Source organism: Chitinophaga sp. 01L420 (assembly GCF_056399985.1).
This window is the reverse complement of the sequence record NZ_JBFTSK010000019.1, coordinates 96,289-119,743: the sequence shown is the minus strand read 5'-3', so window position 1 is coordinate 119,743 and position 23,455 is coordinate 96,289. Positions and strand designations below refer to the sequence as shown.

The window sequence follows — 23,455 nt, the reverse complement described above, 5'->3', positions numbered from 1 at the left end:
AATCGTGGAAAATTCTCTTTTGATCAAGTAATAGTAGAAGGGGCTGATCTGCAGCCCCTTGTTTTTTGTAGCAATATTAAATAGCTGCCTTCACTTTTTTCCGGTGATTCAGTCCCCAGTTGAGCATGGCTTCTGCCACAGGTATAAAGGTGCGGCCATATTCCGTGAGGGCATAGCTTACCGCTACAGGTCCGGATTCGCTACTGCTGCGGATGATGAGGTCGTTGATTTCCATTTCTTTCAATTCCTTCGATAACATTTTCGCAGAAATGCCTTCCAGGTCGCGTTGCATTCGTTTAAAAAAAATGGTTTCTGCCTCATGGATATAGAGGTAAGCCAGTATATACAATCGCCATTTGCCGCTCCACAACTCAGCGCTATCGCGCAACGCCAGTAAGGCTTCCTTGCACTGGTCGGAATGACGCTTTATTTTTTTAACTCTAATCATTGCTGCTGCCGGATTTGCCGGTTACCTGTAGTTAACCGTGTCGTGAAATAACGCTGTTTGTATGCAATTTAGCATAACAAAAATCAATAATAATGAACCAGGATAAAACGATTATAGTGACAGGTGCCACCGGGCAGGTAGGCAGTGCTACCGTAATGCAGGTGTTAAAAAAAGGATTTACGGTAAAGGCGTTGGTGAGAGATGCTACCACCACAAAAGCGCAGGCATTGGCGCAGGAAGGCGCTGTGCTGGTAACCGGAGATATGAATGACGCGGCGGCTTTAAAAGTGGCTTTTGAGGGAGCGTATGGGGTGGTGAGTATTCAGCCGCAGCGCATCAGTGAAAGTGTTGCAACGCCGGGTGCGCCTGCCGGTTTCACAGATGAAGACCAGGTAAGGTATGCGCAACTAGTGGTAGATGCTGCGGTGGCGAATCAGGTAGCTCATTTCATTTATTGTTCGGTAGCCGGCGTAGATGTTCCCGGGCTGCGCATTTTTGATATGAAACGCAGGGGAGAGGAATACCTGCGGGCTTCCGGTTTGCCGTTTACGATGTTGCGTCCCTATAATTTCATGGAAAATTACTTTGGTGGATGGGGGGACTGGGCCCGGGAAGGGAATGGACAGTTGCCAAGCCCTATTGCGCCTCATGTAAAAGAGCACCTGGTGGCCACCACAGATATCGGGGCCTTTGCCGCGATTGCATTTGCACAACCACAACATTTCATCGGCCAATCCATAGAGCTGGCCGGAGATGCACAAACGGTAGCCGCTACAGCCGCCTGTATGGCGCGTTTGTCCGGTAAGGAAATCAGTTATGTGAATATTCCGGCGGCAGCCCTGCAGCAAATAGACGGGCGCCTCGCGGAAGCTGTGGAATGGTTGAACAGCGCTGACTTGCGGGTAAATATTCCAGCCTTGCAACAGTGGCATCCCGGATTGCTCACATTTGAAGCCTGGCTGCAACAAAAGATCAACCACGTATCGTAAGGAAAACCTTTTTTATTGGTTGAAAACGAATGGATGATTTATTTTATATATATTAGGTGCTGAAATTGCAGCGAATTTTTTCTATGCCCTATAAATTCAACAAGTGAAATACATCATTCCTATTTTTATCCTGCTGGCGAATAGTCTTACTACGCTTGCCCAACAAAATGAACTGAAGGAAATCCTTAACAAGATCAATATCGCCGTGGGAAGCACACCGGCAGGGCAGTATACCTTAAATGAGGACTATAAAAAATCGGTGCCCGGCCAGAAGCCCGTTCATTTGGCGAGTGTGTCTACCTTGTATTTCAAAATAAATAGTAAGGATAAGGTGATCGGCTACAAATTAGCCGCCGTCAGGAATGATAGTACCTATCACAAAATATACGATGGAACAACTATTGTGGAGCTATCCGAAAAAATAGCCACGGTAACGGATGCACGTAAATATCCTGACGAAGTAAAACGGCTGCGCAGCGATGAATTATTGTTTCCTTTCATTATTTCTGCCAATATCTTTTTGCAGCAGTATAAAGCAGATAGTCTTATTAATAAAATGCAACTGCTGCCCGAGGAAGTTGTTAACGGTGAAAAATGCTGGAAGCTGATGCCGCAAATGGAGGGGATCGGAAATAAAAAAGTAAAGGTGTATTATTATATCAACCAAACCTCCTTTCTGCCGGTAAAAGCTGTCACAGAGTCGCGGGTACCTGTTGGAAAGGTCATAGAGACCACCGTGTTTACACATGCCATAGAACAACTTAAAAAATATAAAGTAGCGGATAGCGTTTTTACCATCAGCGCCATGAGTGGGTATAATTCTGTGAAGGAATTTTCCGGCGCCGGCAATGCATCGAACGCTAAGTAAGCAGCGCACAGCAGACTACACCCGATGCCACCTGTCATCGGGAGAAACGGCCAGCTAGAACCATCATCAGGGTATTATCACTGTGAGGTCTTTCATGATATTCAAATCCAGCATAGCATTGCCACCAATGTGTGCCTTTTCAGAGAACTGCCAGATGCTCCAGTCCTGCCAACCTACCGGGCATTTCAGTTTGTCCGCATCTCTGATGGAATAGGCCGCCAGCCAGAGGGGATATTTCCCCAACGTATGGTCTTTTGGTAGCTTCCGGTCGAGATATTCTTTCCTGCTATAGATCACTGGTGGAACGCCGGTAGATTGAATGATTTGTTGAATGAATATTTCTATCCAGGCCAGGTAATCTTTTTTGGAGAGGGGCGTATCCCAGCTGCTTTGATCTTCCAGGTCCAGCACCAGCGGGAGTGCCGGTTCCGGGAGCTGTTGCAGGATGATCACCGCGGCATTTGCTTCTGCAACAGCATCCGTTTGCAGTGTGCCTCCGTTCCTGGTGTCAGGTCTGCAGAAATGATAATAACCTGTTTTAAGGCCATTTGCATGCGCATTTTCTGCATGCGTTTTGGCTTTCTGGTCGGGAGTGCCTACACCTTCAGAAATTTTGATGTAAACAAAACTGATACCGGCATGTATCATCGCATCCCAGTCGGGCCGCGAGTTGTAATGCGAAACGTCAGCGCCCAACAGGTAATTCTCCGGAAGATTTATTGGCAAATCCTCCAGCGGAAACCTTGCAGGCTCGGGGAGTGCCATCAGGCCGCCGCCCCAGTAAAAATAACCATCCCGGTCTTTGTACCATTTACCCAGTGAAGGGTCCGCGATGTTTTTTACTTCTGTGCCTTCAAATTTAAATCCCTGAAGCACCGTGCCAATGATACTGCCTTTGTCTGTAAGCTTGGCGGGGACACGATTCCGCTTGTTTAGTTTTTTAACAGTTACGATGAGTTGCATAATATGCTGCAGCCTCCTGCTGCTTTAAGAGTTAACAAATAGCGGTATGTGAATTACACATGATCCATTGAAATAGCAGGACTGGCCCGCACGGGCATAACGTCAAAACTTTTGTGTTTTGCATAAAAATCTTTTGGGGAGATGAGTAGTTATTTGGGGTTGAATTAAAAATCAAATAGTGATTCCTGTATCCAGACTAAAGGTGTCCGCCAATGTCAGCGTCAAAAAAAGGATCTTGTCTTAACTTTTGGGGCCCATCTGCATGGCAAATAGTTCCCAAAAATTAGTACAAAATCCTGAAAAATAAAAACATAAAATTATTATGGCTTAAACTCCGTCCAGTCCAGCATGAAAAGGTACCTGATAGAATAATGTATTTTTTTTCGGGAAATGGGAGGAAAGGAAACAATATAAGATAGACGCTTACAATTGAAGATCATTGATTATGTGCTAATTTAATATCATAAGGCGCCATTTTGCTCCCTGCTTCCGTATATTTGAATCCCACATTTATATTAGCTGGTAAAATTTAAAGATGGATTTTATTGAATTTAAGCAATCCTTGCAGGATGCACATCCTCCAAAGCAACTTTCTGTGTACCTGGAATCGCTGTGGTATGATGGCAAAGGCAACTGGAAAAAAGCGCATGACCTGGTAGATGATTTACCGGGAACAGAGGCCGCCCGGGTGCATGCCTATCTGCATAGGGTAGAGGGAGACGAATCAAATGCCGACTACTGGTATCGCCGGGCAGGCACCAAACGTCCTGCCTATACGAAAGAGCAGGAATGGGAAGTATTAGTCAACCAATTTTTAAAATAAAGAACAACTGTTTATAAGGAAGGTTATAGGCAGCTTAGCGTGTATATTTTACATTTGTCATTGATTATTAGTGCATAAAAAAGCACTAATTTGTTTATTATTTGTATATTCCACGTGGCGTTAGATCTATAAAATATTAAATAGTTAGTTATTTTAGTTTTTTAGCGGAGTATGTGGAAATTTATCCTTTTACTATTTATATCTGTTCACCTGATTACAAATGCTGGTTATGCTCAGTCCTATGGATTACGCTTTTCTAGTCATGAAGTTGTGCAGGAAAGACGAACAACGCTGAACCTCACCTCCTCCGGGCCGCTCTGTTTTAAGAAAGACGCAGAGATTTCTTTCGACCTGAACTTCTTACCTTATAAGGAAACTTATTTCGGATATGTACTAAGAGTTATTGCGGCCAATAATCAGAATATAGATCTGGTATATAATCAGAAGGAACGCACCTTTAATTTCCTGATAGGAGAAAGTTTTTCACGGGTGTTTGCGGTAGACTCACTCGCGCTGTTCGGCAAATGGACACACTTTTCGATCCGGTTTGATGTAGAACATAATGAGGCCGCTATCTCTGTAAATGATAAAATTATTGCCAGGGGCCCTGCCAAATTAGGAGCACCGGTATGTGCCCGCGTATTTTTTGGTACCAACACTTACGAAGGATTTCAAACGGTAGACATACCGCCCATGAACCTCCGGAATATATTGGTAAAAGAAAGTGGCACTGTTAAATACAACTGGCCTCTCTCTGAAAATACCGGCAATACCGCCACTGATATCGTAGCAGGAAAAACTGCTGTTATCAACAACGCCAACTGGATAGGACCCAAACATCGGAACTGGAGCCTGGTAGAGCATTGGGAAATCAGTGGTACGCCAAGTGTGGCATTCGACAGAAATACGGAAGTACTTTATATTGTATCCGCGGACTCTTTATATAGCATCTGTTTTAAAAATGAACAAACGCACGGCATCCGGCTCGCCCAACGACTGGATAGCTTGATGCCAGGTAATCAGTCGGTGTTCAATCCATTTAATAATAAGCTATATAACTTTTATATTGATCATAAGAAGGCGGGCGCATATGATTCTTCCACCCGTAAATGGGACGTGACCTATTCGCCGGATTTACTGACCGTTTTCTGGCAAGCCAATAAATTCATATCAGCAGCAGATTCATCGCTCTATGTCCTGGGAGGCTACGGCCAGATGCAGTATAAAAATACGGTGCAACGCTATCATTTCGCTGACAGGAAATGGGATTCCATTCCTACTACCGGTGAACGCCTCATTCCCCGCTACCTGGCGGCCGTTGGCAGCACCCCAGATGGCGATACCGCCTATATCCTTGGAGGATATGGTAGCAATAGCGGCAACCAGGTGGTGAACCCACGGCACTATTACGATCTGATGGCCTTTGCGGTAAATGATCATTCCTTTCATAAAATTTATCAGTTACCGGAACCACCGGTGCAGTTTTGCTTTGCCAACAGCCTTGTCATAGACCCGAATACCAAAGCCTACTATGCGCTTATTTTTCCGGATGATAAATTCAATACCACCCTGCAACTGATTGAAGGATCATTGCTGGAACCTAAATACGCTCCGCTGGCCGATGCGATCCCATACTCTTTTCATGATATTAAATCTTTCGCAGACCTATATTATTGCAAAGACAGTAAAAAGCTGGTGGCGGTAACACTATACACATCCAAAGACAATGTCACCGCAGTAAAAGTATATACCCTGGAATTTCCACCGGATGTAATGATCACTGATACTTCCGGTCTCCCGGATTTTGCCGGTTGGTATTACCTGTTGCTGATTCCACTGGGCGCGCTTGGTATCCTTTTATTCCTGAAGAAGCGCCGCAAGCAACCGCCAGTAACAACAACCACTGCTCCTGTGACCGCGGCAACAGCCACCGCTGTAAAACCTGTAGCTCCCGCCGCTCCGCCGCCAGCTCCGGCATTGATAGAAGAAGCAGAGAGCGTTCCTGTACGGGAAGCCGAGAAAAAAGGCCATGTCTTTTTCTTCGGTCCATTTGAAGTACAGGATAAAGACGGACAGGATGTCACTAAATTCTTTACGCCGTTACTGAAGGAATTATTCCTGCTGATCGCCATTAATACGATCCGTTCCGGAAAAGGTATTTCTTCTGATAAACTATATGCTATTTTATGGCGCGATAAATCCAGCAAGGAAGCACAGAACAACCGATCTGTAAATATGGTGAAGCTGAAAGCCATACTTGATAAGCTGGGCACCTGTGCATTCGTGAAAGAAGCCGACAGGTGGAGCTTGCACTATGCTAGTGCAGATATCCGCATGGACCTGGCAGATTTTCAACACCTGCTGCAGGCACCACGCCCTTTGCAAAAAACACCGGTGCGTGAGCTGCTGAGTATTCTGCGGAGAGGCTCCTTCCTGCCTGATGCCAATTACAGCTGGCTGGAAGATATTCAATCGGAGATATCCAATAATGCCCTCGATATTTTAACCGAAGCGGCTTTGCAGTTTAAAACAGATCCGGAGCTCCTGATAGAAATTGCCGATAGCATCTTCCTGTTTGACCCGGTCAACGAAGAAGCCTTGCGGCTGAAATGTAGCAGCCTGGTCCTGCTCGGCCGGCATTCCCTGTCTAAAACAGCCTTCAATAAGTTCACCAAAGAATATCTGCACATGTACGGAGAAGAGTTCCCGCATTCGTTCACTGCCTATTCAGGCGACAAATAAAAATACTACTTCCTCCCGGCGTCCCGGCAAATACAAACGGCTAACAATCGTTTGCATTAGCCGGGACGCCTGCTTAATTGGATATTAATAAGAAACCTGCTAATATTTATTCCGGATTATACCGGTAGTTAGTGCATTATTAGTGCTGCTATTAAGGCTGGCCGTATAAATTGCATTGAAATGAATAAGACAAGATTCCACGACTATGGCACTCAGGCCGCTTTATTACAAAAGAAAAGAATGCTGGTGATTAAAATCATCAGCATTCTTTTTCCCTTTATGTTGCTGGGTGGTTTGGAATCAGGACTAAGATTATTCCATTATGGTCATGACCTGCGGTTATTTATTACTGCTCCCGACAACAACGACTATTATATACTGAATCCCGATGCTTCCCGTAAATATTTCTCCAACCAGGAAATTGCCACTACCGGCAACAGAGAGTTATTTAAAAAAGTAAAGGATACCAATACACTCCGGATTTTTGTTTTGGGAGAATCTACTACCATCGGCTATCCCTATTTTCATAATGGCTCGTTTCACCGCTGGCTGCAATACCGGTTGATGCATAACTGCCCGGATAAACGACTTGAGATCATTAATCTATCACTAACGGGCGTTAATTCCTATACAGTAGAAGGGTTTGCAAAGGAATTACTGCCTTATCAGCCGGATGCTGTACTTATTTATACCGGGCATAATGAGTATTATGGTTGCCTCGGCACCGGCAGCACCGATAAGATAGCAGGTAGTCCTTTCCTGATTCACCTCATCTTACAATTGCGGGAGTACCGCCTCACGCAGTTGATGGCGAATACGCTGCAGCAATTATCCGCGCTGAAGCCATCCAACCCGCAAGGCGAAGGTAAAACACGGATGGAGCTGATGGTGGCCGAGCATGAAATTCCTTTTGGATCGCCCACATACGAAAAGGGGATGGCGCAGTTCACTGCTAATATGGACAACACCCTGCGCCTGCTCAACGAAGCGCAGGTGCCTGTTTTTTTCAGTAACGTGGTGTCCACAGAAAAGGACCTGTTTCCTTTTATCAGCATCGCACCCGATAGCACGAAGTTTCCCGGCTTTACACCGTTGTATAAAAAAGGAGAACAGCTATTAGCCAGCGGCGACTCCGCAGCTGCGCAAAATGCGTTTCTGGCAGCAGACAATATTTACCCGGTACATGCCGGTTGTAACTATTACCTGGGTACATTACTTTTTCAGAAAGGAGATACTACCAATGCAAAAGCATATTTCGATAAAGCGAGAGATCTGGATGGCCTTCGGTTCCGGGCACCTTCCCGGCTGAATCTGATCATCCTGGAATTATGCAGCAAATATAAAAACGCACACCTGGTAGATGCCAATGCGGCATTTGAAGCCAACAGCAAGGGGCATATCATCGGCAATGACCTGATTCTTGAACATGTGCATCCGGACCTGAAAGGATACGCTATATTATCCGATGCTTTTTATAAAGCCATGAAACAACAGGGCCTTATAAAAGTAAGTGCTGCCGAAGAAATGACCTTTGCCGCCTTACAACAAAACATGCCATTAACGATTGTAGATTCCTTATCGGGTGCTTATAAAATAGCCAAGCTGAAAAGCAGCAAGCCTTTTAATACTACTTCAACAACAAGCGATACTACGCTGATTTCCACCCCGGAAGAACAACTTGCTTATGAAGTTGCTTTCAGACATACTTCCTGGGCTGCCGCCATGGAGCAACTATATCAGGCATACAATCAGCAGGGCAATTTGTCGAAAGCAGGCACCATTGCAGAAGCATTTGTACAGGAGCATCCAACGGAAGCGGCCTGGTATGAAGTAGCTGCTAACTATAACGGCAAAGAAAATAATACCGCTGCGGCCACTTTTTATTTCAGACAGGCATTCTCTTTATCGCCTTCTTTTAAGTCGGCCAGGATGCTTTTTGTATTGTACCTGCAACAGGATAAAACAACCGAGGCATTGCCTTATCTCGATTACGCCATCGCCAATAATGAGCAGCATTTAAATTTAGCACCCGTGAAAACGTTACTGATGCAGGTGGTGCAATTGCAGCAGGCAGCCGCAAAAGCCCCCGGGAATGTAGACGTCATGAATGAAATAGCCGAGCGGTACTTTAAGATGGGTAATAAACCAGGTGCGGAGTTATATGTAGAAAAGGTATTACAAACATCACCCGGCAACAAAGCCGCACTCGCATTACAAAGTCAGCTGAAAAAAGTATAGGTCATGCAGAAAAGTTCCGCCGTTATCACCCGGCAGCAATGCATAGAATTCGGACAGGTAGTTGTGTTGGCAGCTATCGTGGCCGCGTTGTATTACCGGAATTTTCAACTGGTGGCACTGGCATTGGTGGCATTGGCGATCACTATTTTAGTACCGCGACTTTTTCATCCGCTGGCCTGGATATGGTTTGGCTTTTCAAAAATACTCGGTGAAATAAATATACGCATATTGCTGACACTTGTTTTTGTGCTGGTGGTATTACCGGTAGGATTATGGCGCAAACGGCGTGGCAGGGATAGTTTGCTGCTGCGCCGCTTTAAAAAGGACGATGCCTCGGTGATGGTAGTACGAAATCATTTATATACGAAAGAAGATTTGCAGCATACATTTTAAAATAACTATAATTCACACGTGATGGAATTTCTGCAGGAACTATTTCACTTTTTAAAAACACGTAAAAAGTTCTGGTTGCTTCCTTTGATTGTCATGCTGTTATTGCTGGCTTCATTGGTGGCATTGACCAGTATATCTGCACTGGCACCTTTTATTTACTCCATATTTTAATGGCATTGAGGAAAATCATTCTGGGTATATCAGCATTTTATCATGATAGTGCAGCGGCGCTGATAATAGATGGACAGATAGTGGCGGCTGCCCAGGAAGAGCGGTTTACCCGCATCAAACAGGATCCTTCTTTTCCGGCACAGGCGATTAAATATGTATTGTCAGAAGCAGGCATTTCATTTAATGAACTCACCGCGGTGGCATTTTATGATAAGCCGTTATTGAAATTTGAGCGATTGCTGGAAACGTATCATGCGTTTGTACCACGGGGCTGGCGTAGCTTTCTGGCAGCGATGCCGGTATGGATGAAAGAGAAGGTGTTTATGAAGAAGTTGTTGCGCAAAGAGTTTCGGGCGCTCGGAGCCAGCAGCAATATCCCGCTGCATTTTCCGGAGCATCATTTATCACATGCAGCCAGTGCCTTTTATCCTTCGCCTTATGAAGAAGCGGCCATACTCACGGTGGATGGTGTGGGAGAGTGGGCAACGACTACCATTTCCTATGGAAAAGGAAAAGATATTACCGTGTTGCGGGAGCTGCGCTTTCCGCATTCACCAGGTTTATTATACGCTGCCTTTACTTATTTCCTGGGCTTTAAAGTAAACAGCGGTGAATATAAATTAATGGGGCTGTCGCCGTATGGGCAGCGGGAATCCATGCAGACAGCTGCTTTCCGGGAAAAGATCCTTGCCACGTTAGTGGATATACGAAAAGACGGATCGCTGTTATTGAACATGGACTACTTTGAATTTGCCACTGGCATGAAAATGACGGCTACGGCAAAATGGGAAGCCTTGTTTGGCATGGTGCGGCGGGAGCCGGAGTCGGATATCGCACAGGAGCACATGAACCTGGCGATGGCTATTCAGCAGGTAACGGAAGAAATAGTGGTAGCGCTGGCACGCACGGCAAAAGAAATTACGGGTAGTCATCACCTGGTGATGGCAGGTGGCGTGGCATTGAATGGGGTGGCCAACAGCAAGATCAGGGAGGCTGGTTTTTTTACAGATATATGGATACAGCCGGCGGCCGGTGATGCCGGCGGGGCTATCGGCGCGGCATATGCAGCGTACTACATTGGTATGGAACAAGAGCGGATTTTTGTTCCGGGAGAAGATGGTATGCAGGGCGCATTCCTTGGTCCGGCCTATGGCGACCGCGATATCAAAAATATGATGAGTCGGTACAATGCACAAGGAACGCACTGGTCAGATTTTAACGCACTAACGGATTTTATCAGTACAAAGTTATCTGAAGGAAAAGTAGTAGGCTGGTACCAGGACCGGATGGAATTTGGTCCGCGCGCACTCGGCAACCGCAGTATTCTGGCAGATCCGCGAAAGGCGGATATGCAACGCCTGATCAATCTGAAGATTAAATTCCGCGAAGGTTTCCGTCCGTTTGCACCGGCAGTATTAGCGGAAGATGCGGCCGATTATTTTGAAGTGAGCATGGCATCTCCTTATATGTTATTTGTAATACCGGTAAAAAAATCGTTGCGGCTTGCCCTGAATGATGATGCCCCTACTTTATATGAACGGTTATATGAAATACGTTCTACCGTTCCTGCCATTACACACGTAGATTATTCTGCGCGCGTACAAACCGTGCATCGTACGCTTCATCCAAAGTTCTGGGCACTTATTAATAGTTTTAAAAAACTTACTGGTTGTGCGATGCTTATCAACACCTCTTTTAATGTAAGAGGAGAGCCGGTAGTGAACACACCATCCGATGCGTGGCTGGCATTTATGCGTACAGAAATGGATTATCTCGTAACAGGTAATTATGTTTTTGAACGCAGTGAGCAAAAAGCTTTGCCCGCAAATATGTTTACAGCATTCGATAAAGACTGATCACGTTATTCATCTCACTAAAATTTTAAAAAAAATATAACATTAATGCCCTTGTTAGTTCATTATTAGCGCGGTTGTTAGGCCAATGATACTTACTTGCAGGGTATTATTTTTTATCAATCGAAATATCGTTCGCGTTATGAAAAGATTACTATTGCTGATGCTCCTCGCATCGGGCCTGCTGCAGGCCTATGCACAAAAGCAGTTGACAAAGGGTAAAGTGCTGGATGAAGCCGGCCAACCACTACCCGGAGCAACTGTAAGAGTAAAAGGTACCAACATCTCAAGTCCAGCCAATGGTACGGGCGACTTCCAGATCGCAACCGGCGATGCCGCGTCTCCGATACTGGTAATTTCTTACATCGGCTACATCACGGAAGAAGTAGCCATCACTGGTGATAATATCACCGTTCATTTGAAAGCAGATTCACGGTCACTGAATGATGTGGTCGTAGTAGGTTATGGTACACAAAAGAAAAGAGATGTAACGGGTGCTACAAGCACCGTAAAAGCGGTTGAAATTGCCAAGCGTCCGCTGGTAAGAGTAGAGCAGGCTTTGCAGGGTACCACTTCCGGTGTCACTGTTCAGAGTAACAGCGGTCAGCCAGGTAAGGGGATGAGCGTAAGAATCCGTGGCGCCAGCTCTGCGAGTGGCAGTAATGATCCATTGTATGTAATAGATGGCTATATCGGTGGAAGTATTGAGTCTATCAGTCCGGCAGATATCGAATCTATGGAGATTTTGAAAGATGCATCTGCTACAGCGATTTATGGTTCGAGAGGTTCCAACGGTGTGGTGCTGATCACTACCAAAACCGGTAAAACTGGTAAGCCACGCGTTGATTTCAGTACCTGGCTGAGTAAAGCTGAAATTCCTAAGAAGTTGAGTTTAATGAATGCGTATGATTTCGCTAACCAGGTGAACATTTACACCATTGCAAAAGATCCTTCCGCTACCAAACCATTTACACAAACACAGTTGGATGGATTTAAAACAAATCCGGGTACCGACTGGCAGGATGAACTGATCCAGTCTCCCCTGATCCAGAATTACCAGGTAAGTGTTTCCGGTGGTTCAGAGAATATAAAATATTTCTTCTCTTACAATCACCTCGATCAACCCGGCTTATTAATTAACCAGTGGTATAAGAGAAATACCCTGAGGGCAAACATTGATGCAAACCTGAACGACAGGATGAGCTTCAAGGTAAATATTACCGCTGTATTGCCTCAAACACACAATACTGATTTCTCTGGTGATATCACTGATCCATTTGCACAGAGCTTCCAGTGGGATCCTACCGCTCCTGTAAGAGATGCTTCCGGTAAATATGTTCCGGGTTCAGCGTTTGCATCCAATCAGTACAACCCGGTGGCGAATGCGAGGAACAGGTCTGTAGATGGCAGCACTACCAACGTAACAGCTACAGGCGTATTTACTTATCGCATCCTGGATCATCTGACCTTTACTTCCAATAACAGTTATGAGTTACAGTCACAGTTAACTCAATCCTTATTCCCACCGCAAACCAACGAAGGTAAAGTGGGTGGGGACTATGCGCAGGCTGAAACCAACCGTTACAGAAGCTGGCAGAATAGTAACTTCCTGACTTACAGCAATAAGTTTGGCGATCACTCCATCACGGCTACCGCCTTGTTTGAGCAAGCATCTAAAACCAATACCAATGTAAAGTCGCAGTCTAAAAACCTGTCAACCTACAACAATGGTTATTACAACCTCGGTTTGGGTGCTACACAGCTCACTACCAGTGGTTACTGGGCAGATGCGTTGATTTCTTACATGGGAAGGATCAACTACGCCTATAAAGATAAGTACCTGCTAACGGCTGCTGTTCGTACAGACGGATCTTCTCATCTGACCGAGAAATATTCTACTTTCCCATCCGTAGCATTAGGCTGGGTAGTTGACAAAGAAAATTTCATGCGGAATGCGGGTGTACTTTCTGGTCTGAAAGTACGTGCCAGCTATGGACAAACCGGTAACCAATCCGTTCCTGCTTATGCTACCATTGCACAGGTGAGCAGTGGCGGACCAGCTTACTACTTCGATGGATCTACACCGAGCGTTTCTACTCCACTGGGAACACCAGTATCCCAAACCCTGAAATGGGAGCGTAACACCACTTATGATGCCGGTGTGGATATGGAATTTTTTCATGGCCGCTTAACCTTTACCGCAGATGCGTATCAGCGTAAAGTAACTGACCTGTTGTATAACGTAATCAACGCAGGTTACTATGGTGGTGGAAACTACCAGAAAAACATTGGTAGCCTGGAAAACAAAGGGCTGGAGTTCAGCATCGGTGGTACGCCAGTAGTTGGTAATAAATTTAAATGGACCTCCAACTTTAATATTTCCTTCAACCGCAACAAGGTGATAGACCTGGGTGGAGTGGATAATATCATCGTTAACAATATCGGATCTGCACAAACCGGCGCCGCTATCCTGAAAGTAGGTGAACCACTGGGTTCTTTCTATGGTTACAAATTCCTGGGTACCTGGAAAACCAAAGATGCAGCCGAAGCAGCTAAATACAGTGCAAAACCGGGTGATGCGAGATACGAAGACCTGAATGGCGATGGCACACCAGATCTGCAGGTAATAGGTCATGGTTCTCCCAAATATGGTTTTGGTTTCATCAATGACCTGTCTTACGGTAACTGGAGTATGAACATTATGTTCCAGGGTACACAGGGCAACCAGATCTACTCTTTCACCACACCTTATACACTGGGTGGTTTAGGTGATGCCCGTCATGCTACTTCTACTGAAGTACTGAATATGTGGACATCGGAGAAAGAAACAGAAGTACCTACTTACACCAGTAAGAGCTACCTGACCAGCAGTCGTTGGGTATACGATGCCAGCTATATTAAACTGAAAAATATCTCCCTGACGTATGCTTTCCCTGAAAGCTTACTGAGCAGGATCAAAGTTCGCAGCTTCGATATTTATGTGAGTGCACAGAACCTGTTTACTATCACCAACTATCCTGGCTACGATCCAGAGGTAACCAATGCTACCAATGGTATCACCCAGGGGCTGGAAACAGGAACTATTCCGAATCCTAAAACCTACACTATCGGTTTAAGACTTGGATTATAATTGATATTGACAGCGAAGGATTCCATTTTTCAAAAAACTACGATTATGAACTTTAAATATTTCATGCCTTTAGCACTGGCGGCAGTATTGGGAACTGCCTCCTGCGTAAAGCTGACGGAAGATCCAAAAGGTAACTTAACACCTGATAATTATTTTGCCACCCAGAAAGATCTGGATGCAGCCGTTGCTTCTATTTTTCAGAAATTAAGCGTGGATGGCGCATGGGCTTTCACCAATAAAATGACTTCCTACTTTGGCGCAGATGACCTCACCACGGATAAGGGATTAAACAAACAGGACTTCCGCGATTTTGATAAGCTGGAAGGACTTAGTACCAATGAGGGGCTGAAAGCACAATGGGATGGCCCATGGAACGCCATTTACCAGGCGAACAACGTGCTGGCCAATTATGAGAAAGTACCCACCACAGACCAGAACAGCATCAATGCCCGGAACTACTCAGCCGGACAGGCTTACTTCATGCGCGCATTGGGCTACTTTATGCTGGTTAGAACATTTGGTGCGGTGCCTATTGTAGATAAGAAAGCAGAAATTGCGATCGTGCCACCCAGAGAAGACGTGGGTAAAGTATATGCGTTCATCGTAAATGACCTGAAACAGGCGATCGGTATGTTGCCTGACAAGTGGACAGCTGCCGCAGATATCAGCCGTCCGGGCAGTCTCGCTGCCAGAGCTTTGCTCGCCAATGTATACCTGACTATGGCAGGATGGCCGCTGAACCAGACTTCCAACTATGCACTGGCTGCTACAGAAGCCGATGCGGTGATCAAGTCCAATAAGTATTCACTTGTAGGAGATTATCTGCAGGTATTTACTACTAATAATAATGCAGAAAGTATTTTCGGTATCGAGTTTAATGTAGGCGGCAACGCGCCTAACCGTTCATTCGGTTCTACCAGCGTGCCTTTGGAAGAATTGGGGCTGGATGGTTCCAGTGGATGGGACGACTTCTATCCTGAGGTGAATTTCTATCTGAATGCACCTAAGTGTAAGCGTACCGACCAGACTTTCTACACCACCATCAAACTGCGCAATCCCGATCAGGTAACATACACCCTGGTTAATTGGGATGATGCACGTACCAACGCCAGGCATCCTTACTATAATAAGTTCCGTCACGGGCTGAATGATGGCGTAAAAGAAACCGCTACTACCATTCAGACTATTCAACCAAGTACCAATAAAACAACGGATATCATCCGCTATGCAGAGCCACTGCTGATTTATGCAGAAGCTTCTACCATGGCCAGTGGTACACCTTCCGGTCCGGCTTATGATGCCATCAACCTGGTAAGGCACCGTGCAGGGTTGCCCAATCTCACACCCGGATTATCTGCTACTGCCTTCCGTGATTCAGTAGTATACGAACGTGCCTATGAATTTGCCGGTGAGTTTGGTCAGAGATGGTTTGATATCTGCCGTTTGCAATTGCTGCCAAAAGTATTGGCACAGCGTAGCAAAACAGCAGAACAGAATGCGATCAATACTAACTCAGCCAGTAACCCTGCACCTAAGTATCTTGCTCCGATCATTTTCCGTGATCTGAGCCTGAGCCCGGGATGGACACAGAACCCATCTTACTAAGCAATTTTTGATTTGGCCTATAAATAGTTTAATCATGCCTTGTGTATGATTAAACTATTTTGTTAATTCGCTGCGCAGACTACGAGAATTTCTTACTGTGCATAAACTTTAGTGAATGAAAAAAACAATGTGGAAGCTGTGCAGCCTTTTGTTGCTGACACCCTTTGTATGCTTGACTGGCAGCGCTACAGCGGCTGTTCCGGACACAATTCCCGGCCATAAGCAGCCTGTTGACCTGATTGACCCTACCATTGGCAACGTTGGACAATTGCTGGAGCCTACCCGTCCTACGGTGCAGTTGCCCAATCAGCTGATCCGGTTTACGCCGCAACGCAAGGACTACATGGATGACCAGATCTCCGATTTTCCATTGACCATTGTATCGCACAGATTAGGACAGGTATTTTCGGTGAAACCTTCTGTAGAAGCTCCCGCAGCAGCCGGATGGGAGAAAAGACTGGCATATGATCATAACCTGGAAATCAATCAGCCCTGGTATTATTCCACCTGGTTACTGAATGAAGAAGTAAACGTAGAATTTACCGCCGGTAAAAAAACGGGCTACTATCGTTTTCGTTTTCCGCAGGGGAAAAATAAATCTTTATTATTTGATGTATACAACGACGGCGATGCCTCGTATAGCTTCCTGCCGGGTAATGTAATGACTGGTATGGAAACTTATAATGGTTACGTGAAGGTATATATGTATGGCGTTTTCAGTGAAGCCGGCACACCTGGTGTAGTAGAACAGGGACAATTGACTAACAATAAAAGCATTGCTGGTAAAGGCGTTAAAGCTTATATCAGTTTTCCTGCCACTACAAAAGAAGTCACTTTTAAATATGGCATTAGTTATATCAGCCCGGCACAGGCAAAGAAAAGCTATGAAGACGAAATCAGTCGTCAGCAATTTGATGCCGTAGCCGCCAACGGTAAAAAAGTCTGGTCCGATGTAATGTCGCAGATCAGAGTAAAGGGAGGGACCCTGGCACAGCAACGTTCTTTCTACACGGCTTTATATCGCTCGTATGAAAGAGCCGTGGATATTACCGAAGACGGACAGTATTACAGTGGCTATGATAAGCAGATCCATAAAGACAACCGTCCTTTTTATGTAGATGACTGGACCTGGGATACTTACCTGGCACTACATCCGCTGAGAATGATCCTCAATCCTGCGAAGGAAGAAGATATGCTCGAGTCGTTCGTACACATGTATGAGCAAAGTGGCTGGCTGCCTACTTTCCCGGTGTTGTTTGGAGATCATGCCTGTATGAATGGTTTTCATTCTTCTGTGGTAGTGTTGGATGCCTGGAGAAAAGGGTTGAAGAAATTTGATATTGAAAAAGCCTACGAAGGCATGCGTAAAAATGCCACGGATGCTACCATGTTGCCATGGCGTAATGGTCCTAAAACCGTACTGGATGATATCTATCATACCAAAGGTTATTTCCCCGCTTTACATATAGGGGAGAAGGAAACCGTAGCAGAAGTGCATCCATTTGAAAAACGGCAGGCCGTAGCAGTAACGCTGGGCGGCGCCTACGATGACTGGGCACTTGCGGAACTGGCAGGAGATCTGAATAAGAAAGATGATCAGCGTCTTTTTGCACCAAGGGCAAAAAATTATAAAAACCTGTGGAACGCCGATAAGCAATTCTTTTTGCCGAAAGATGAGAAGGGCGACTGGATAGATATTAATGTAAAATATGACGGCGGCATGGGCAGTCGTGATTACTACGATGAAAACAATGGCTGGACTTACCTCTGGCAGGTACAACAGGATATTCCTGGTTTGATTGGACTCATGGGTGGTAAACAGGCATTTGAAAACAGGCTGGATCAGTTGTTCCGCGAACCATTGGATATGTCGCGTTATGCTTTCTGGAGCAAATTCCCTGATGCCACTGGCCTGGTTGGTCAGTACTCTATGGGAAATGAGCCCAGTTTCCATATTCCTTACCTGTACAACTATACCGGTTCGCCATGGAAAACGCAGGAGCGTATCCGCTTCCTGCTGGACACCTGGTTCAAGGATAACATCTTCGGTATTCCCGGTGATGAAGATGGTGGTGGGATGTCTGCCTTCGTGGTATTTTCTTCTATGGGTTTTTATCCGCTCACACCGGGTATTCCTGAGTATACCATTGGTAGTCCTGTATTTGAGAACATAAGCATTGCCTTGCCCAATAAAAAGCAATTTACCATTGTTGCACACAACAGCTCGGTGGTCAACAAATATATACAGCAGGCGAAGTTTAACGGCAAGCCTTTAAACAAACCTACTTTCACCCATCAGCAACTGGTAGATGGTGGTACCCTGGAACTGTTCATGGGACCTAAGCCTAACAAAAGCTGGGGTGTTCAGTAAAATCGTTTTCCGGTTTAGTGAGCCGGTAACATTGATGAAGACGTAAGAACAGGCCGCATTAGCGCGGCCTTTCTTATTTTTGTGTATATGACATCAGCACTGATTCTTACTTTACAACTGGATCCTGCTGCCACCGGCCTTTTTAACCGGTTGCGCCGTTTGTATTACCCGGCTTATGCCAATGTGGTGGATGCCCATCTTACCTTATTTCACCGCCTGCCGGCAGATGAGCCACGCGTTGTTGCTGCTCTTGCCAAAATTCAGGCGCCAGCCGTCTTTACTTTACAGGTGAACGGATTGCAACGTTACGCTCACGGTATTGCCTATACGCTTACATCCGGACCATTGCAGGTACTGCATCTGTCGTTACAACAGGAATGGGCGCCCTGGCTGATCTGGCGTGATCAACAACCTTTACGACCACATATTACCATTATGAACAAGGTGACAGCCTGGAAGGCACAGGGAGTGTATGAAAAGCTGCTGGCGGATTTCCAGCCATTTGACATACAAGCTACCGGCCTGCAGTTGTGGCGTTATGAGAAGGGGCCCTGGGGTTTAGTGAAAACGCTTTGTTTTACAGAACAGCGTCCTGCTTAATCTTTGATTTTTGCGGATAACTCCTGTACTTTTTTATTCAATTGAATGATGTATAACATTTGTTCTTCAATTTTCTGCAGCAATAATTTATTCATTTCGCCCAGGTCTATGCCTTCTTCTTTTACTTGTTTTTCTGTGGGAATGCCGGGTAAATGCTGGTTTTCGCGGATATAATTTTCCACTTCGGATAATGCAGGGAGGTGATAGTTGCTGTGAAATACAAAATCAGCCCAGGTTTCCTGTGTTACTTTTACACGGCGCCCGGCAATAATCCCGTTTACAGCCAGCTTATAACTATTGGGATTAACTCCTATGCCTACATTACCGTTACCTGCCACTTTAAATTGTATACCGGATGCATTCTGTAAAGTAAACAGATCCCACGCGGTACTGACACCATTATCCAAGAATATCCCTCTCTTAGATGTGGTGATACTATTATCGGCCGCAGTTCCTGGTCCGAAAAAAGTAACCGGAGCAGTAGATCTGAAGACACCGGCTATTTCCACATTTCCTTCAGGACTTATCGTTAATAGTTTCCTTTCGTCCCCATTATAGTTTAAATTTTTAAAGGCAAAACCTCTTACTTTCGAATTCAGGCTGAAGTTTGCGGCATCGTCATTTGCGCCCATACTTAAAATATAACCGGAACTGGAGGTGCCTGTTCCCAACATCAGCTCTTGCACGCCATTTTTAATGTGCAGGGGCGCGGCAGGGGCTGTGGTACCTATTCCGGCATAACCATCTGGCAGGAGCCTATTTGTTGGTGTTTGTGCAAAAACGTTGGTACAATACAGCATCGCCATCATGAGGCAGATAGATTTCATAAGTATTAATTTATTATAGGTATAAATATTAGAACTATGGATTAAACAAAGCAATGTAATGCGGTATAATTAACATTACTACATGATAACAATAAAGGGTACAAAATTACGCGGCAAATCTATGGTATTTCGTGGAGTAATTTAATACCTGTTTGAAGAAAGCAGGATGGGGTAATGATCTAAGTCTCAGGTAGTTTAAATACAAAAGCCTTCCCATTTAACCGGGAAGGCTTTTTGTTGCTTGCATCTCGTTTATTTTCTGGTCACATGTTTTACTTTTACCGTTACCTCGTAAGTTCCTTCCTGGAAAATCTGGAACTGGAACCTTGGATTCACGTTATATATGGGATCACTGGTAGGTGCATAGCCGGCATCCACTTTAACAAAGTTGCTGGGGATACGATAATAGATCAGGTATCCGTAAGCACTCTGTAATAAAGGAAAAGGCGTTGTTTCAAAGTTGCAGGTCATTGACGTATCTGTCAGTTCCAGCGGATGGAACTGGGCGTACGTTTGGAAATCACTGCGGTCACCTCTTCTGATAATTTCTCCTTTAGATGGATTAAAATACCTGCCATTCTGATCCGCTATCTTCAGGATGATATTGGTGCCTTCATCAGATATTTTTTTAATCGTGACAATGGGGGCGCCAAGGTCGCCACTGGTGGTGGTACCGTCCCGGAACCAGGCAGCCCCGCCGTCACCAACGTTATAGGGTGGTTCATCCTGCATGGTAATGGTGGCAATGTTCTTGAAAATTTTAGAGCCGTTCTGATTGGATGCCTGGATATCAAATTCATAGGTGCCAAGCGGCACTTTCACGGAAGTACCGAAAAAAGTAAAGGAACCGGTGAACTCATTAAACTCCCAACAGGGCGTATTTACTTTTTGTCTTTTTTTGTTCAGTAATGCTACCGTGGTATCTTTTGTAGGATCAAACTGTGCGGTCCACTCGTAGCGTTCATACCTGGCATACATACTGTCGGAGTGCTGATGTTTGATGACATCACGGATATCCAGCAGCTTATACGTTACAGGTGCACTGGATCCATCATTGCTCACAGGGGAGGTTTTCTGTACCTGCCCGCGTTTTATCCTGATGGGATTATCTACATAACGTATCTGATCACTGAGATAACCGTTTTCCACTTTTGAGCAACTGTATATCGCAGTAGCAGCAAGCAGTATAGCGCTGAAGGTTTTTATATGTCTTTTCATGATAATTGCGTAAGGGTAAAAACTTAGTTAAACAGATCCGCGTAATAAGTGAAGACGTGCCCATTATTGACTACGTGCAATATACCGGTAGTGGTAATAATGCCTGTTGTCTGACAACGTGTTTGTAAAAACTGGTCAGACGTAAGGTTAGGTAGCCCTGATTCATCCGGAGGAACCGGTCTGCCTGGCTTAGCGATCACCTTGGTCAGATACAGGTAAACCGGGTACTGTGTAAATACACCGTTGTTGGTATAATCACTGCTGGGAATCCCTTGTATCAGGCGCTTTTCACCGTCATTGGCGGTGTAAAACTTTCCCACTTTGGTGGCCTTGTCCAGGGTGATCTGATCCTTGAACATGTAGGCACGGAGAGAATCTTTTATCGCTTTAAAATCTATTGAATCATAGTCAAATTTCACGTTGGGATCTGTCAGCCTGGCTACGTCACGTTTCTTGTCGATATAGTTGTCCAGCGCGTAATTGGTGATGGCAAAAAAAGTACCGCTGGCATTTACTTCATCCTTAAGACCTGTTTTGTCAATCAGCAACACGATCGTATCAAAGAGGTGGTTTGTTTTCAGATAGTCGTAAGTAGTCATGTTTACATGCGGATCATGCACACTGCCGCCGATGGTGTAATCCTTTTTACAGGAAAACAGGATGATGCTCACAAAGGCGATGATACCAAGACATAATTTATTTTTCATACAGCTGATTTTAGTTGATTAAAGTTTACCTCTCCAGTAAGGCGTTTGCACCAGGGTATAGTCGTCTTTGAACATGGCGGGATCCACCGGCCATAACCAGCCACCTGTGGGAGCGCCGTTCATGAACTGTGCGCTGGTAAAGTGCTCATTATAATCGGAGATTTTTTTTGTACGTACCAGGTCGTAATACGCATGTCCTTCGTAGTAAAGTTCTCTTAAACGTTCTTCCAGTATGGTAGTACCCAGGTCGTCAGTAGCCTGGTAATCGCTGATGCCGGCTCTGCTACGCACTTTGTTAAGTAAAATAATAGCATCGCCGTCTTTACCCAGAGCGTGAAGCGCTTCGGCTCTTAACAGCATGATATCGGCCAGCCGGAAGATGATGAGGTTGTTGCTCAGGCGTCCGTCTTTTTTCGCTGCTCCATCTGCATATGCAATGTTGGAAAATTTGATGATCTGTCCTTTATCGCTTTGCGATTCATAAAAGAAACTCTTAAACCGGATATCGTTCGCAGTATCTTTATAGAGTCTGTTTACGAAGTTGGTACTTACCGGCCATTCTATCGGATCTTTACCATCAATGAAGGGCATTCTCATGGTTACACCAAAACCCGGGTTGTTTTGCAGGGAAAGTCCTTCTGACTGGGCATCGCTGATGTTGATTTCAAAAATGCCTTCGTTTGTTTTGCCAATAAATACCTTCATATAATTAACGGCATCCTGGAGTACATATCCGCCTTGTGTGATCACCGTATTGGCGGCTTCTGCACAACCGGCATAATCATGTTTCCAGGCCAGGATATGTGCCTGCAAAGCAAAAGCACTTCCTTTATTTGCTCTTACAGCTCTTTCGCCTCCGTCTGCATCATAGCCGAAGTCGAGATTTAGCTTCGCTGTTTCCAGGTCACTCAGGCACTGTGTCCATACACTGTCTGCAGGGCTTCTGGCTATATTTTTGGCTGTAGATACATCCAGATCGGGTTGCAATTTTAAAGGCACATCTCCCCAGATCCGGCTCATATAGAAATAAGTAAAGGCACGCAGGAAATAAGCTTCTCCTATCACGTGACGCTTGGTATCAATAGAGGCGAATTTGGCATCCGGAATACCGGGTGCTTTATTAATGATCAGGTTTATCTGCTGCAGCAGCTGGTAATACTGTTGCCAGTTCCAGTTGTTGCCACCCACATTTAAACCAATGAACTCACCATTGGAAATGTTGAAATTACCGTTGTCTTTACTACCATCAATACTCAGTTCCCCCGATACGATGTCGCCGTATTTATGCCAGGAGTTATCCCTGATCAGGATATTTCTCAGGATAGCATACGCGCCGGAGAGCGCGGTTTTGGCATCGGACTCACTGGTGAAGTAGGCACTGGTGAATGTGGAGTTGTGCGGCTCCAGATCCAGTATTTTTGAACAGGAAGATACCAGGGCCGTTGCTGAAATAACAGCAGCAGCATATGCGATATATAAGCGTTGTTTTTTCATGATGTCGTTTTTGAT

General features: G+C 45.2%; 18 protein-coding genes. 12 read left to right on the top strand and 6 right to left on the bottom strand.

Annotated elements, in window-relative coordinates:
- Positions 1-76 precede the first annotated feature (76 nt).
- Entirely contained in the window at positions 77-448 is a 372-nt protein-coding gene (locus AC1DP6_RS19120) for a winged helix-turn-helix transcriptional regulator (protein WP_441577207.1), read from the bottom strand.
- Between the two features lie 92 nt (positions 449-540).
- Here AC1DP6_RS19120 and AC1DP6_RS19115 point away from each other — a divergent pair, with 92 nt between their 5' ends.
- Entirely contained in the window at positions 541-1,437 is an 897-nt protein-coding gene (locus AC1DP6_RS19115; RefSeq protein ID WP_477056258.1) for an NmrA family NAD(P)-binding protein, read from the top strand.
- 103 nt (positions 1,438-1,540) lie between these two features.
- Entirely contained in the window at positions 1,541-2,305 is a 765-nt protein-coding gene (locus AC1DP6_RS19110; protein ID WP_477056257.1) for a hypothetical protein, read from the top strand.
- A 66-nt stretch (positions 2,306-2,371) separates the two neighbouring features.
- Here AC1DP6_RS19110 and AC1DP6_RS19105 read toward each other — a convergent pair whose 3' ends face one another.
- The gene (locus AC1DP6_RS19105; RefSeq protein ID WP_477056256.1) at positions 2,372-3,268 is read right to left on the bottom strand and encodes a glycoside hydrolase family 25 protein; all 897 of its coding nucleotides are present in this window, start codon (positions 3,266-3,268) and stop codon (positions 2,372-2,374) included.
- A gap of 535 nt (positions 3,269-3,803) precedes the next feature.
- Between AC1DP6_RS19105 and AC1DP6_RS19100 the strand changes: the two genes are divergently transcribed.
- The 10 genes from AC1DP6_RS19100 to AC1DP6_RS19055 all read left to right on the top strand — a co-directional run bounded on the left by AC1DP6_RS19100 (position 3,804) and on the right by AC1DP6_RS19055 (position 19,194).
- On the top strand, positions 3,804-4,091 hold the full coding sequence (locus tag AC1DP6_RS19100; protein WP_441577203.1) for a hypothetical protein: 288 nt from the start codon (positions 3,804-3,806) through the stop codon (positions 4,089-4,091).
- A 171-nt stretch (positions 4,092-4,262) separates the two neighbouring features.
- The gene (locus AC1DP6_RS19095; RefSeq protein ID WP_477056255.1) at positions 4,263-6,833 is read left to right on the top strand and encodes a bacterial transcriptional activator domain-containing protein; all 2,571 of its coding nucleotides are present in this window, start codon (positions 4,263-4,265) and stop codon (positions 6,831-6,833) included.
- A gap of 180 nt (positions 6,834-7,013) precedes the next feature.
- Entirely contained in the window at positions 7,014-9,071 is a 2,058-nt protein-coding gene (locus AC1DP6_RS19090; RefSeq protein WP_477056254.1) for an SGNH/GDSL hydrolase family protein, read from the top strand.
- Positions 9,072-9,074: 3 nt separating this feature from the next.
- Positions 9,075-9,464 carry an SxtJ family membrane protein gene (locus tag AC1DP6_RS19085; RefSeq protein WP_477056253.1) on the top strand — a complete coding sequence of 130 codons (390 nt, stop codon included), beginning with the start codon at positions 9,075-9,077 and terminating at the stop codon, positions 9,462-9,464.
- Between the two features lie 21 nt (positions 9,465-9,485).
- Positions 9,486-9,635, top strand: a complete 150-nt coding sequence (locus AC1DP6_RS19080) for a DUF5989 family protein (RefSeq protein WP_477056252.1) — start codon at positions 9,486-9,488, stop codon at positions 9,633-9,635.
- On the top strand, positions 9,635-11,491 hold the full coding sequence (locus tag AC1DP6_RS19075; protein WP_477056251.1) for a carbamoyltransferase family protein: 1,857 nt from the start codon (positions 9,635-9,637) through the stop codon (positions 11,489-11,491). Before AC1DP6_RS19080 ends, AC1DP6_RS19075 begins: the two co-directional genes overlap by 1 nt.
- A 139-nt stretch (positions 11,492-11,630) precedes the next feature.
- Positions 11,631-14,618 carry a SusC/RagA family TonB-linked outer membrane protein gene (locus AC1DP6_RS19070; RefSeq protein ID WP_477056250.1) on the top strand — a complete coding sequence of 996 codons (2,988 nt, stop codon included), beginning with the start codon at positions 11,631-11,633 and terminating at the stop codon, positions 14,616-14,618.
- 45 nt (positions 14,619-14,663) lie between these two features.
- Positions 14,664-16,223, top strand: a complete 1,560-nt coding sequence (locus AC1DP6_RS19065; protein WP_477056249.1) for a RagB/SusD family nutrient uptake outer membrane protein — start codon at positions 14,664-14,666, stop codon at positions 16,221-16,223.
- Between the two features lie 115 nt (positions 16,224-16,338).
- Positions 16,339-18,594, top strand: a complete 2,256-nt coding sequence (locus tag AC1DP6_RS19060; protein ID WP_477056248.1) for a GH92 family glycosyl hydrolase — start codon at positions 16,339-16,341, stop codon at positions 18,592-18,594.
- Between the two features lie 87 nt (positions 18,595-18,681).
- Positions 18,682-19,194 carry a 2'-5' RNA ligase family protein gene (locus AC1DP6_RS19055; protein ID WP_477056247.1) on the top strand — a complete coding sequence of 171 codons (513 nt, stop codon included), beginning with the start codon at positions 18,682-18,684 and terminating at the stop codon, positions 19,192-19,194.
- On the opposite strand, the gene AC1DP6_RS19050 is transcribed toward AC1DP6_RS19055, so the two are convergent.
- The 4 genes from AC1DP6_RS19050 to AC1DP6_RS19035 form a co-directional block, all read right to left on the bottom strand.
- Positions 19,191-20,021, bottom strand: coding sequence for a hypothetical protein (locus AC1DP6_RS19050; RefSeq protein ID WP_477056246.1), 831 nt, complete (start codon positions 20,019-20,021; stop codon positions 19,191-19,193). The genes AC1DP6_RS19055 and AC1DP6_RS19050 overlap by 4 nt on opposite strands.
- Positions 20,022-20,273: 252 nt before the next feature.
- Positions 20,274-21,239, bottom strand: coding sequence for a DUF5007 domain-containing protein (locus AC1DP6_RS19045; RefSeq protein ID WP_477056245.1), 966 nt, complete (start codon positions 21,237-21,239; stop codon positions 20,274-20,276).
- Between the two features lie 23 nt (positions 21,240-21,262).
- A complete protein-coding gene (locus AC1DP6_RS19040; protein WP_477025690.1) occupies positions 21,263-21,946 on the bottom strand; it encodes a hypothetical protein in 684 nt (227 codons plus the stop codon).
- 18 nt (positions 21,947-21,964) lie between these two features.
- Positions 21,965-23,440, bottom strand: coding sequence for a RagB/SusD family nutrient uptake outer membrane protein (locus AC1DP6_RS19035; RefSeq protein WP_477056244.1), 1,476 nt, complete (start codon positions 23,438-23,440; stop codon positions 21,965-21,967).
- Positions 23,441-23,455: the final 15 nt, after the last annotated feature.